The 12,374-nt window shown below is 59.9% G+C and carries 16 protein-coding genes and 1 pseudogene; 10 read left to right on the top strand and 7 right to left on the bottom strand.

All coding sequences use genetic code 11. The features are described from left to right. Position 1: 1 nt before the first annotated feature. Positions 2-439 carry a LexA family protein gene (locus AC1D11_RS20205; RefSeq protein WP_477647899.1) on the bottom strand — a complete coding sequence of 146 codons (438 nt, stop codon included), beginning with the start codon at positions 437-439 and terminating at the stop codon, positions 2-4. 34 nt (positions 440-473) lie between these two features. Between AC1D11_RS20205 and AC1D11_RS20200 the strand changes: the two genes are divergently transcribed. Together AC1D11_RS20200 and AC1D11_RS20195 are read left to right on the top strand one after the other, a co-directional pair. Then, the gene (locus AC1D11_RS20200) at positions 474-1,157 is read left to right on the top strand and encodes an SOS response-associated peptidase (RefSeq protein ID WP_477651300.1); all 684 of its coding nucleotides are present in this window, start codon (positions 474-476) and stop codon (positions 1,155-1,157) included. Between the two features lie 23 nt (positions 1,158-1,180). Continuing rightward, positions 1,181-1,483: a hypothetical protein gene (locus AC1D11_RS20195; protein WP_477647901.1), complete on the top strand. Its 303-nt coding sequence runs from the start codon at positions 1,181-1,183 to the stop codon at positions 1,481-1,483. A gap of 61 nt (positions 1,484-1,544) precedes the next feature. Here AC1D11_RS20195 and AC1D11_RS20190 read toward each other — a convergent pair whose 3' ends face one another. The 4 genes from AC1D11_RS20190 to AC1D11_RS20175 form a co-directional block, all read right to left on the bottom strand. Beyond that, positions 1,545-2,051: a helix-turn-helix domain-containing protein gene (locus AC1D11_RS20190; RefSeq protein WP_431099007.1), complete on the bottom strand. Its 507-nt coding sequence runs from the start codon at positions 2,049-2,051 to the stop codon at positions 1,545-1,547. 265 nt (positions 2,052-2,316) lie between these two features. Beyond that, complete coding sequence (locus tag AC1D11_RS20185; RefSeq protein WP_477647902.1) at positions 2,317-3,036, bottom strand: hypothetical protein; 720 nt, start codon at positions 3,034-3,036, stop codon at positions 2,317-2,319. A 28-nt stretch (positions 3,037-3,064) separates the two neighbouring features. After that, positions 3,065-3,442, bottom strand: coding sequence for a DUF2384 domain-containing protein (locus tag AC1D11_RS20180; protein ID WP_431099005.1), 378 nt, complete (start codon positions 3,440-3,442; stop codon positions 3,065-3,067). Positions 3,443-3,535: 93 nt separating this feature from the next. Next, positions 3,536-3,958, bottom strand: coding sequence for a hypothetical protein (locus AC1D11_RS20175; RefSeq protein ID WP_431099004.1), 423 nt, complete (start codon positions 3,956-3,958; stop codon positions 3,536-3,538). Between the two features lie 86 nt (positions 3,959-4,044). Here AC1D11_RS20175 and AC1D11_RS20170 point away from each other — a divergent pair, with 86 nt between their 5' ends. After that, complete coding sequence (locus AC1D11_RS20170; protein WP_431099003.1) at positions 4,045-4,299, top strand: helix-turn-helix domain-containing protein; 255 nt, start codon at positions 4,045-4,047, stop codon at positions 4,297-4,299. A gap of 59 nt (positions 4,300-4,358) precedes the next feature. Here AC1D11_RS20170 and AC1D11_RS20165 read toward each other — a convergent pair whose 3' ends face one another. Then, on the bottom strand, positions 4,359-4,562 hold the full coding sequence (locus tag AC1D11_RS20165; RefSeq protein WP_477647905.1) for a hypothetical protein: 204 nt from the start codon (positions 4,560-4,562) through the stop codon (positions 4,359-4,361). Between the two features lie 164 nt (positions 4,563-4,726). Beyond that, positions 4,727-4,924: pseudogene (locus AC1D11_RS20160) on the bottom strand (magnesium chelatase domain-containing protein); the annotation flags it as partial. Positions 4,925-5,506: 582 nt separating this feature from the next. Here AC1D11_RS20160 and glnK point away from each other — a divergent pair. The 7 genes from glnK to AC1D11_RS20125 all read left to right on the top strand — a co-directional run bounded on the left by glnK (position 5,507) and on the right by AC1D11_RS20125 (position 12,370). Further along, positions 5,507-5,845, top strand: coding sequence for a P-II family nitrogen regulator (gene glnK / locus AC1D11_RS20155; protein ID WP_007873831.1), 339 nt, complete (start codon positions 5,507-5,509; stop codon positions 5,843-5,845). A 32-nt stretch (positions 5,846-5,877) separates the two neighbouring features. Then, on the top strand, positions 5,878-7,425 hold the full coding sequence (locus tag AC1D11_RS20150; RefSeq protein WP_477647906.1) for an ammonium transporter: 1,548 nt from the start codon (positions 5,878-5,880) through the stop codon (positions 7,423-7,425). A gap of 228 nt (positions 7,426-7,653) precedes the next feature. Next, a complete protein-coding gene (locus AC1D11_RS20145) occupies positions 7,654-8,580 on the top strand; it encodes an SMP-30/gluconolactonase/LRE family protein (RefSeq protein ID WP_477647907.1) in 927 nt (308 codons plus the stop codon). 82 nt (positions 8,581-8,662) lie between these two features. Next, positions 8,663-9,781, top strand: coding sequence for a glycolate oxidase subunit GlcE (gene glcE / locus AC1D11_RS20140; RefSeq protein ID WP_477647908.1), 1,119 nt, complete (start codon positions 8,663-8,665; stop codon positions 9,779-9,781). 3 nt (positions 9,782-9,784) lie between these two features. Then, complete coding sequence (locus tag AC1D11_RS20135; RefSeq protein ID WP_477651301.1) at positions 9,785-10,561, top strand: YoaK family protein; 777 nt, start codon at positions 9,785-9,787, stop codon at positions 10,559-10,561. A gap of 4 nt (positions 10,562-10,565) precedes the next feature. Next, entirely contained in the window at positions 10,566-11,801 is a 1,236-nt protein-coding gene (gene glcF / locus AC1D11_RS20130; protein WP_477647910.1) for a glycolate oxidase subunit GlcF, read from the top strand. 194 nt (positions 11,802-11,995) lie between these two features. Beyond that, positions 11,996-12,370 (top strand): VOC family protein, encoded by a 375-nt coding sequence (locus tag AC1D11_RS20125; protein WP_477647911.1) that lies wholly within the window; start codon positions 11,996-11,998, stop codon positions 12,368-12,370. Positions 12,371-12,374 lie beyond the last annotated feature (4 nt).

Genomic DNA, 12,374 nt, shown 5'->3' with positions numbered 1-12,374 from the left:
ATCACTTGAAGCGCTTGATGGTGGCTGTAACCACACCGCAAATGGTCATGGTCTGACCATCTCGGAAAAGAATGGGGGGGAAGGTGGCATTGGCGGCACGTAGCTGGACCATTCCATTGCGGCGGTAGAACTGCTTGACTGTGAAATCGCCGTCAATCTCAGCCACCACTATGTCGCCGTGCTTTGGATTGAGCGCCCGGTTGACCACCAAAATATCACTGTCCGCAATGCCCAGCTCAATCATGGAGAGGCCGCGCGCCTGCCACATGAAGGTGGCGGCGGGATGGGTGATCAATAGGTCGTTCAGATCGTGGCGTTTGACCGCGAAGTCTGCCGCTGGAGATGGAAATCCAGCCGGAACTGTTCCCTCTACCCAAGCCACGAGCAAGGTAGGACCCTGCGTGAAGCAGACGGCGTCTTGCGGCATAATACTGTACATACATCCAGTATATGGCGAAGGTTAAAGTTTGACCATGTGCAGTAACTTTGAAGCTCTGCGAAATGCGGAAAAATACCGCACGGCCTTTAATGTTGAGCCGCCCAACGACCAGGGAAAGCTCGATATGTGGCCGGGTTACAGGGGTGTTTTCATCCGTAGGCCGAAAGAGGCGGGCATCGGTGACGAAGCGGTCCCCGGACGCGAGGCGATTGCAGGGGTTTTCGGGCTATTACCCCACTGGGCCAAAGATGAAAAACTGGCTCGAAACACGTACAACGCCCGCAGTGAAACTGTGACCGAAAAACCGAGCTTTCGGGACGCCTGGCGCTGGGGCAAGCATTGCATCATCCCGGCCGATGCAATCTATGAGCCCGACCACCGTGGCGGCAAGCCGATCTCAACCCGGATTGCCAGGGCCGACGGTGAACCCATGGGGATCGCCGGCTTGTGGTCGGTATGGAAATCTCCAGTTGGCGACTTGCACAGCTTTACCATGTTGACAGTCAACGCCGATGACCACGCGCTGATGAAGAACTTTCACCGAGCTGAAGATGAAAAGCGCATGGTGGTGATCCTGCCGGTCGGTGCCTACGATGACTGGCTACAGGCCGAGCCGAGCCAAAGCATGGACTTCATGCGACAGTACCCCGCCGACCGCCTAGTTGCCGCTCCAAAGGTTGTCGCTCCTAAAGCAGGCACCATGCCGTTGCTCTTGTAGACAGAGATCAAGAAAGAGAAAGTATGTCTGAATACGTCATAGGCCAAAGCCTGTATCAAAACGGAAAGTTGATCGAGGTCACGATTCAGTGCCTCGATGGGCCTGAACCACCGGATTACCACCTGTACGAAGCCCACTGTATGGAGCCTGAAGATGTGGCTGGGCTCATAAAAAGGGGCAACCGCGTTGTGGCTTACCTGACGGAAGAACCGCTCGAGGTAGAAGTAGTCCAGCTGGAGGACGGCAGTGAGTCAGTGGAGGTAGTCCAGCAGGAGCAACCAGGTGGGCGCAGGTCACTGGCGGACCTTCCGGAATGTGAGTCCTAGAGGCGAATGGTTGGCCATCCTTCAAGGAGCTAAAAGTTCATGTTGCCCACCAATGAGGCCATTACAACCAAATATCTCGGGCTGTACCGGCAGCTCTTGCCATGCTACGCATGTGCCGCCACACTTCGGTGCGATTGACGCCGATTTCGTGATGTAGCTGCTCAACCACGTCTGCAATCTGAGAAACATGCGCTTCATCCAAGAATGCACGCACATGAGGCGCGAAGTTCTTTGGGTACGTTGCCGTTAGAAGGGCTGTCCGCAGGTCCTCAGTACTGAGATTTTCTTTATAGCTGGTGCTCGCAGAGCGTGCGGCCACCTCCAGCGCGGGGATCCTTCCTTCTTGTTGGCGCCGTGTGGGCCGCGGATTTGAAACGTGGACACTCAACCCGAGCATTGAGAGCAGGCGTACAGCATGCGCCCAATTGAGTTCGCCAATCGATCCATTCTCCAGTTTCTCCACGATAACGGGTGACAAGCCGCACAGGTCCGCAACGCGATCCTGGGTTAAGCCTATGTCGGACCGCCGGGTACGCGCAGCTAATCCGATCGCCGCAAATTCATGCATGGTTTCGTCAGCAGTAAGGGTTGACCAATGACTCCCGTCTCAGACCTCTCCAGTGCATCTTCCGGATCGTCATGTTGCCGTCACGGATTGATTTTTGGTTTCTGTACCAAAGCCCATCCCTAAAATAGTGCCTGGCGTTGCATTCTTTGCAGTCGTACCATCCCTCGCGGGACGGAGAATGTAACTTGGCATCAAACCAAGGTGTCAACTTTTCCATGGCAATTACTTTCTGGTAGATGAAATCCGTAGCTGGACCTGACCCGTTTCAATGGGTAGGCCACCAGCGCACGCGGGAAATCTCTTCGTCCACCACGTCGAGGAATATGTCGGCCCTTTCCTCGGGCGTCAGCGTGTCATATTGAGGCGGCATACCGCCCAGCAGCATTTCAATAGCGGTCAGGCCTGCGTATATCTTTTGCGGGCTCCGCAAGAAACTCCAGAGCAAGGTCGAATTGACGTCGGCTTCTAGGTATTTCTGGATGGTTTGCTTCAGCAGCGACTTGTCCAAACCTTCATCGAGCTGAAACGCAGGGTAGCGCCGGTCATCGACTCGGTCTGGCGACGAAAGGAAAATGAATTCGCCGGCGACCGCGCGCTCATAAACCGCCTTGGGTAAGCACTTCAGTTGAGCCGCCATTTCCTGAACTGTCAGCACACCGTATAGGTGCGCAAAGCGGCCGGGGTCTTGGCTGTCGATGGTTGGTGGAGGGCGCCCGACAGCGGCCCAAACTTGCCGCAAGGGCATTTGATCAATACTCCAGGGCGCACGTACTCTAAGCCAGGTACCGAGAGTTGCACGCAAGCATGGCTCGCATAAATCGACTTCCACTCTATTCCCATTACCAAAAATCGAACCATAGCCCGCGTCAAAGCCAATGGACGTCATTTGTTCGAAGCCGGACTCTTTGCTATGGACTTCATTGCCGCATCGATCGCACCTGATCTGATCGACCACGCTGACTGCCTCAATACCTTTGAGCTGCATTGAATACTCCTGGCGAAATTGCAGGTGGTTAGCCTGCCGCGCCGGCGCGGTAAGAATCAATCAGGCGGATAACGTCGTCCACTTGGCCAGCAGAAACCATTTGCTCCGCGGTTCTCTGGCCGAACATTGGAAGTGGTTCTGTTCTAAACCAATGCAACGATTTCGCCAGATCACCACCCGAGACGTCATATGCCGCCTTAATGACGCGGAGATTGTTCCTAAGATACCGTTGGATATTGGCGGCATCGGGAGTCTTGGTGACTGTGCTCACTGGTACACGTGCATTTCGAGCCAGTGTTTTGGCGTCTATGCCGAGCATGCTGATGTACCGAGTTGGCGAAAGCATAGGGGCAAGTCCTACCTCCTGCAGGGCTTCAATAAATTTGGCATCGTGTTGGCTATCCATGCGCATGTCTCCGGCTAACTCCTGCTGAACGCGTGGACCTCTACCATGCCGAACCCCGGAAGAGCTTCGTAATCGCGCGGTCTGAGATCACGTTCATCTGTCCGCTTCTTCCTCGCACTGAATTCCGTCGAGTTCGGCGAGAAAGAAGTCGTCCTCATCAAGTTCGCTGCTTATTCCGACTATGCGGCTGACTATCTCTCTCTCGACAGCACACTGCAGCGCCTTGATCGCTCGGGCAAGGCCGGTTTCTGTCATTTGGAATTGACCGCTTGCGTGGTACTTGGTACCGGGCCGCATCAAAAGTTCGCAGACCACAAAGAGCGAAGGTGCAAGTGGCGCATCGAGCTCACCCCCCTCAAATGAGAGGCGCTCAATCATCCTTAGATCTCTGGCTAGGCAAAGAAGAACTGGCTCTTTGAGAGCTGAGGGGTACAGCAGGTGTTGGGAGTCAGCCGCCGTCAGGCGCGTCAACTCTTTTAGGCTTGTTGAGGCTTTAGGGCGAAGAGCTTCAAGCATGAGCAGTCCTTGTATACCCAATGCGACGTCGATAGCTGTCTATAGACACGTGTCAAAAGTATACAGCTTTGCAATAGTCGCGCTAGATGCGGCCAAGCAAAAACGAACCTTTGATGCGAGCTTTAGCGATCGAGATTAAGGCTCGACGACTGGCGCTAGAGATGAGCCAGGAGGATCTGGCGGGCAAATGTGACTTGGACCGACCCTATATCTCACTTATTGAGGTCGCCCGTAAACAACCAACAATCAGTGTGCTGCTCAAACTTTCTGAGGGATTGGGCTATGGACTCCCAGAAATGATGGAGAGAGTCATGAGCAGGTATTTAGTCGAGTCAAAATAGGTCCACCGCGCACCGGTTTGGCAACTTTTTGCCCTTTTGGACCAATAGCTAAGGGCAATTTACCAAAGTGCCGACCCTTCAAACTCGATTTGCTTCTTTCGTCTCTTCGCCACCGCGACCTTCCTGGCACCGATTCCAACCACGATGAGTGCCGTAATCAGGCAGGCGGCAAAAGCTAGTACCTTCGGGCCGTCGAGGCCGAAGACAGTGCAGTTAGCAAGGCCGCTGATAAACCAGCAGTTAAGGGCGGCGTCCCATTGCATTGATAGAAATTGCATAGCAGGTCGAATCAGAAAGCTTCGGCAAATTGGACGGTGTGGGAGCTACTGAGCTTTCGCCCTCTAGGCCCTACGTTAAAACAACTGAGGGCAAAAAACGATAGCTCCCTACCTTATTCATTTGGTGAATAAAGTGCTTGACTACCTTTAATGCGTTTATTGGCGGGAAATTCCAGCCCGGTATTCTGGATGGCCGAGCGCACGCGTTCACGCGCTTCCTTGACTTCCGTTTCCGCAAGCCCGACCAGCGTAAAGCTGGGCAAACCATTGGCAAGATGCACCTCCACCTGCACGGGCCTTGCTTCCAGGCCCAACAAGGCGCGGCTATGCACTAAAGACAAGCTCATTCGAAACTCCCTCCCTCAGAGGCGGCATCACAACTGGACCCGAGGCCATCCCGGGTTGCAGGCGCACCATACCTTCACGTAAGACGAGTATCGCCTAGCGAGAGAAGCCATCCGCCGGTTCACCAGAAAGGTGTGCCCCGCTGCATCCCGATAGTGGCGCTCACTTTCGTCCCGTGCACTTGCCTGGTTGTGTCAGTACCAGGATCCACCATGGCATTCTTGCCGCCGATCTCCTGGTGCTGGCCGTCCCAGAAACGAACGTTGCAGAAGACCGCTGTGCACTAAAGACAGGCTTGGTGATGTCTTTTCGGGTTTGTGCGCCAAAACCGTGCGTTTATACGCACTTTGTTGGTGCATCGTATCCGGCGCAATTCGCGGAGGTTCGCTCGAAGTTCAGGGGCAGGCCGGTCATCCATGCAAAGCGTCTTTGGCACGTTACCTGCTAAGAAGTCCACGCAAGTTGCCAGCCTTTGGAGCGTCTACGGAGGCTCCATCAGCAATGACTCGTACAAAAGCCTTAATCCGGCTGAGGTGGTGCTTGACGATGCTGCTTCCCTATTCATCCCTGGAGGAAACCTGAAAATGAAACTCGTAACGGCCATCATTAAACCGTTCAAGCTGGACGAAGTGCGTGAAGCGCTTTCCGGCATTGGCGTGCAAGGCATTACTGTGACTGAAGTCAAAGGCTTCGGCCGCCAGAAAGGCCATACCGAGCTGTACCGCGGTGCAGAGTATGTCGTCGATTTTCTGCCCAAGGTCAAGATCGAAGCAGCAGTCTCCGACGATCTGGTGGATCGCGTGATTGAAGCGGTTGAGGGCGCCGCCCGCACCGGCAAGATCGGCGACGGCAAGGTTTTTGTTTACAACCTCGAGCAGGTCGTGCGCATCCGTACCGGTGAAACCGGCAAGGAAGCGCTGTAAGGCTTACCCCAAAAAACGAAGAGAACATAGACATGAAAAAACTACTTGCCTCCCTTGTATTGGGATTGAGCCTGCTGACGACCGGCGCCGTGATGGCACAGGCCCCGGCAGCTGCACCCGCCGCTTCCGCTGCAGAAGCCAAACCGGCTGAAGCTGCTGCTTCCGCCGCCGCGCCTGCCGCAGCGACAGCACCCGCCGCCGCAGCTGCAGCCTCTGCACCGGCTGCCGCCGCAGCACCGGCGCCTGTTCCCAACAAAGGCGACACCGCCTGGATGATGGTTTCCACGCTGCTGGTCATCATGATGACCGTGCCCGGCCTCGCCCTGTTCTACGGTGGCCTGGTCCGCAGCAAGAACATGCTGTCCGTCCTGATGCAGGTCATGGTGACGTTCTCGATGATCGTCGTGCTGTGGTTTATCTATGGCTACAGCCTGGCCTTTACCGAAGGCAACGCCTTCTTCGGCGGCTTCGACCGGCTCTTCATGAAGGGCATCTGGGACAACGTCGCGGGCACCTTTGCCAATGGCGCCACCTTCAGCAAGGGTGTCGTGATCCCCGAGATCGTGTTTGCAGCCTTCCAGGCTACTTTTGCCGGCATCACCTGCGCGCTGATCGTCGGAGCCTTTGCCGAACGCATCAAGTTCTCCGCAGTGCTGCTGTTCATGGCAATCTGGTTCACCTTCAGCTACGCACCTATCGCCCACATGGTCTGGTTCTGGATGGGCCCTGACGCCTACACCGGCAAGGAAGTCGCTGACGCCATGAACAGCAAGGCGGGCTACCTCTGGCAGATGGGCGCCCTGGACTTCGCAGGCGGCACCGTGGTGCACATCAACGCGGCTGTTGCCGGCCTGGTAGGCGCCTTCTGCATCGGCAAGCGTATCGGCTACGGCAAGGAAGCCATGGCGCCTCACAGCCTCACGTTGACCATGGTCGGCGCCGCATTGCTGTGGGTGGGCTGGTTCGGCTTCAACGCCGGCTCCGCCCTGGAAGCCAACGGCTTCGCCGCCCTGGCCTTCATCAACACGCTGGGTGCTACCGCTGCCGCCGTGCTCGCATGGTGCGTCGGGGAAGCGCTCATGAAGGGCAAGGCCTCGATGCTGGGCGCAGCGTCCGGCGCTGTCGCCGGTCTGGTGGCCATCACGCCTGCAGCCGGCAACGTCGGCATCGGCGGCGGCCTCATCATCGGCCTGATCGCCGGCTTCGCCTGCCTCTGGGGTGTGAACGGCCTGAAGAAGCTGCTGGGCGCCGATGATTCGCTTGACGTGTTCGGCGTGCATGGTGTGGGCGGTATCCTGGGCGCGCTGCTCACCGGCGTCTTCAATTCGCCAAACCTGGGTGGCCCAAGCTCCGTCGCCGACTGGACTACGGTTGCCATGCTGGCACCTGATGCGTATTCCATCGCCGCCCAGGTCTGGATCCAGGCCAAGGCCGTGCTGATCACCATCGTCTGGTCCGGTGTGGTTTCTTTCATCGCCTACAAGGTGGTTGACCTCACGATCGGCCTGCGCGTCAGCGAAGAAGACGAACGCGAAGGCCTGGACATCACCTCGCACGGTGAGACCGCCTACAACCGTTAATTCATAGTCAGACGAATTCCGGCTGCCTCAGGGCAGCCCCCTGATTGAGTATCTCCTTTGGATGTTCAGCCCGCTGGCGCAAGCCGGTGGGCTGTTTTTTTTGGCGCGTGCCTTGTGGGCGTTGCACCATCGCCAGGATGGGGTTGCGAGGGGGTCGTTTCCGGCGGTGGCCCTGCCGGTGCTAACCTTGGGTCTCTGTCCACTCTTCAGCCTTTCAAGGAACGCCGCATGACATGGCAAACCGTTGTTGCACAACCCAGTGAACTGGGTGAATCGCCGTTCTGGCATCCCGACGAGCAAATGCTGTATTGGGTTGACATTCCAGGCCGGCAGATTCACCGCTGCAACGTCTTTATGGGAACGGTACAAAGCTGGCCCATGCCGTCGGAGCCCGGCAGCATTGCGCCGGCCCGTACACAGGGTCAAGGCAGCGGCCTGGTGATCGCATTGCGCGACGGCATTTACCGCGCCCGCGAGTGGGGCGCCGAGCTCCAGCAACTCATGCGGGCCGGCCATGACACCGCCACGACCCGGTTCAACGACGGCAAGGCCGATCCGCGCGGGCGCTTCTGGGCCGGCACGATGTACGAACCAAGGGACAAGTCCGTGGCCGAGCTTTTTTCCATCGACTGCCGCAACAGCCTTGTACCTGCGGTGGAGCGCAAGGCCGGCGGCGCCATCATCGCCAATGGACTGGCGTGGTCGCCGGACGCTGCAACCGTGTACTGGACGGACACCCCCACGCACACCACACACACGTGGGACTGGGATGCCGACAGCAACGCCATGGTGAACCGCCGCGTTTTCCACCAATGGCCGGGCAAGCCTGCCGGCTGGCAGTTCGGCATGCCCGGCTATGGCGGGCGGCCCGACGGCGCCGCGGTGGACATCCAGGGCAACTACTGGGTGGCCATGTTTGAAGGTGCGCGCCTTCTCAAGCTGTCACCGGCAGGGGAGTTGCTGGCCGAGATTCCCGTGCCGGCGCAGTGCCCGACCATGCCGTGTTTTGGCGGCGACGACCTGCAAACGCTTTACGTCACCACGGCGCGCTACAACCGGCCCCCTGCCGAGCTGCAGGCCTATCCCGAGTCGGGTTGCGTGTTTTCGATGCGGGTGGATGTGCCCGGTCTGCCGGTCAATTTTTTCGAGGATTGAGCCTCGCCCTCTGAAAAAACCGAACAGGCGGCATGCAAAAAGATCAACGCGCCAGGCGCGATACCCACGTACCATCCCAGCCATGCCTTCAGACACCGATGTGATGGATTCCCTGGCCGGGCGGATACGCACTGCCGCTGCCGCCGGCACGCCGCTGCGTATTCGCGGTGGTGGCACCAAGGACTTTTACGGCCAATCCCTGGAAGGTGACATCCTCGACATGACGCCGTACGCGGGGGTCATCAGCTACGAACCCAGTGAACTGGTCGTGACTGCGCGTACCGGCACGCCACTGGCTGAACTCGAAACCTTGCTGGCTGCCCAAGGCCAGTGCCTGCCCTTCGAGCCGCCGCGTTTTGACGATACAGGGGCAAAAGCCACAGTGGGCGGCATGGTCGCCAGCGGCCTGAGCGGGCCAGCACGCGCGAGTGTGGGCGCGGTGCGTGATTACATGCTCGGCCTCAAACTCATCAACGGACGCGGCGAGCTGCTCACGTTTGGCGGGCAGGTCATGAAAAATGTGGCGGGTTATGACGTCTCACGGCTCATGGTGGGTGCCCTGGGTACCTTGGGCGTGCTCACTGAAGTGAGCCTCAAGGTGCTGCCGGTGGCACCTGCCGAGGCCACGCTGCGTTTTGAATGCAGCCAGGCGCAGGCGCTTGACTGGCTGAACACCTGGGGCGGCCGGCCCTTGCCGCTCAACGCTAGCTGCTGGTCCGAAGAAGCTGGTGTCGGCACGCTTTATCTGCGATTGCGCGGCGCTGTCGCCGCCGTCGAAGCCGCCTGCAAAGTGCTGGGCGGTGAGAAACAAGGCGGCACCGAAGCGGCCGGCTATTGGCAGGCCTGCCGCAACCAGCAGCACCCATGGTTCCAGGCACGCCAGGCCGACCAGGACTTGTGGCGGCTGTCATTGCCGCAAACGGCGCCTGTTTTGACCCTGCCCAATTCGCCGCTGGTGGAATGGCATGGCGCCCAGCGATGGGTGCGGGCAGGCGCGGGGCACGCGGAGGCACTGCGTGCGGCTGCCGCACAAGCCGGCGGGCATGCTACTCTTTTTATAGCTGCTGGCGCCCATCCATCGCGCGCTACAGCCCGATTTGATGCATTAAAACCACCGCTGGACCGGATCCACCGGGAACTCAAACGCGAGTTCGATCCCGCCGGAATCCTGAACCGCGGCCGCATGGCGGCGGGCTGGTAGCTCATGCGCCGCCTGCGCCATCTCACCGGGCAGCACCGCACGCCCACCATCAACCGCCTGCTCGGCGGCGTGCTCGCATTCAATGCCGGGGCTGTCAATGCCGGCGGCTTCCTGCTGGTCAGCATGTACACCTCCCACATGACGGGCTTTGTCTCGATCGTGGCGGACAACCTCATCCTCGGCAACCTGACACTGGTGCTGGGTGCGGTGGGTGCCTTGCTGGCCTTCACCCTGGGGGCGGCTGTGACGGCCGTGCTGGTCAATTGGGCACGCCACCGGCACCTTCGCAGCGAGTTCGCCCTGCCGCTGTTGCTCGAGGCCGTTCTTTTGCTGGTCTTCGGCCTGCTTGGCGCAACGCTGAACCGGCAGACGCCGTTCGCCGTGCCCCTGACCGTGCTGGTGCTGGCCTTCACCATGGGCCTGCAAAACGCGCTGGTCAGCAAAATCTCGTCCTCCCAGATTCGCACCACGCACATGACCGGTGTCATCACCGACCTCGGTATCGAGCTCGGCAAGATGTTTTACTGGAACCGCAGCGCCAGTTCCATGGAGTCCCGTGTGCGCGCCAACCGTATCAAGGTGCGGCTCTTCGGCACCTTGCTGGCCATGTTCATCGCCGGCGGCCTGGTCGGTGCGGCCGGCTTCAAATACGTCGGTTTCATCTGGGTCGTGCCCCTGGCCCTCATGCTGTTGACCTTGTCCTTGCCGCCGCTGTATGCGGATTTCCGGCGCGCTGCACGGCGCAAGGCCCTCGCTCTGGCCCTGAAGGAAGGGCCCTGACACCATGCAAACCCATCTCGCCCCCGAATTCAAAAACACCGCTGACGGCCTGGAGGCCGAAGCCATCCTGCGCAAATGTGTGCATTGCGGTTTTTGCACGGCCACCTGCCCCACCTACCAATTGCTGGGCGATGAGCTGGACGGCCCGCGCGGACGCATCTACCTCATCAAGCAGGTGCTGGAGGGTGAAGCACCCACGCGCAAAACCCAGCTGCACCTGGACCGCTGCCTCACCTGCCGCAACTGCGAAAGCACCTGCCCCAGCGGTGTGGAATACGGCCATCTGGTGGACATCGGCCGCAAGCTGGTTGACGAGCGCGTGCCGCGCCCGGCCGGCGAAAAGGCCTTGCGCTGGGCGCTCAAGGAAGGCCTGCCGTCGCCGCTTTTTGCGCCTGCCATGAAAGCCGGGCAGGCCGTGCGCGGCCTCTTGCCCGCATCGCTCAAAAACAAGGTGCCGGCCAGGCAGGCCGCCGGCCCATGGCCCACGCGCCAGCACGCCCGCAAGATGCTTCTGCTCGAAGGCTGCGTGCAGCCCGCCATGATGCCCAACATCCATGCCGCCACGGCGCGCGTGCTCGACGCGGCCGGCATACAAACGGTGGTGGCGCAAAAAGCCGGATGCTGCGGCGCCGTCAAATTTCACCTGAACGACCAGGAGGGCGGCAAGGATGAAATGCGGCGCAACATCGACGCCTGGTGGCCGCTTGTGGAAGCCGGTGAGGGCGCCGGTGTTGAGGCCATCGTCATGAATGCCTCGGGCTGCGGCGTCACCGTCAAGGAATACGGCCACCTGCTCAGGGACGATACCGCCTACGCGGCCAAAGCCGCACGCATCAGCGGGCTGACACGCGACCTCAGCGAGCTCATGCCGGAGCTGGTCGGTGAGCTGCAGGGCAAGGTCACGGCACAAGCCGGCGCGCTGGCGTTTCATCCGCCCTGCACGCTGCAGCACGGCCAGCAGCTGCGCGGCGGTGTTGAAACGCTGATGGGCGCACTCGGCTTTAACGTCAAGCTGGCCGCCGGTGAATCGCACCTGTGCTGCGGTTCGGCAGGCACTTACTCCGTGCTGCAGCCCGACATCGCGTACCAATTGCGCGACCGCAAGCTCGGCAACCTGCAGGCCACTGCACCCGAAACCATCATCTCAGCCAATATCGGCTGCATTACCCACCTGCAAAGCGGCACGGCGACGCCGGTGCGGCACTGGGTCGAAGTGCTCGACACTGCGTTGAAGTCCTGAAGGGGAGCGAACACCAGCCAGCCGGGGCCGCGGAACCGGCTTTGCCGGGCCGCAGGCGTAGCGCCCCCTCGGGGGGCAGCGCATTACACGCAGCCGAAGGCGAAGTGAAAAGCGTGGGGGCCAACACCCTCCTGACACCACGTTGTCAGTAGCCCCCCGGCACCATCAAGGCTTCTTCACACAAGGAGCCTCCCATGAAAAACGCCATCACCTGGTTTGAAATCCCCAGCACCCAACTCGACAAAGCTCAGGCCTTTTACGAAGCCGTGCTCGAGTGCAAGATGCGCCGCGAGCCCATGGGCCCGTCCGAAGGCGCGGTGTTTCCCTATGAGGCGGAGGAGGGCGTGGGGGGCGCGATCCTGGCCGGCCCCACAGCGCCTGCTTCGGCGTCCGGCGGCACCTTGATTTACCTCGATGCCTCGCCTTCGCTGGATGCCGCACTGGCGCGCGCTGTCAAGGCAGGCGGCAAGGTCGCCTTGCCGCGCCAGGCGCTGCCGCCCGGCCTGGGTTTTTTTGCGCACATCACCGACCTGGACGGCAACCGCGTCGGCCTGCACGCCGCGGCTTGAGCGT

This window comes from Polaromonas sp. P1_E11, from assembly GCF_056405995.1.
Note: the sequence above shows the minus strand (reverse complement) of the source record. Positions and strands in the feature narration are given on the sequence as shown.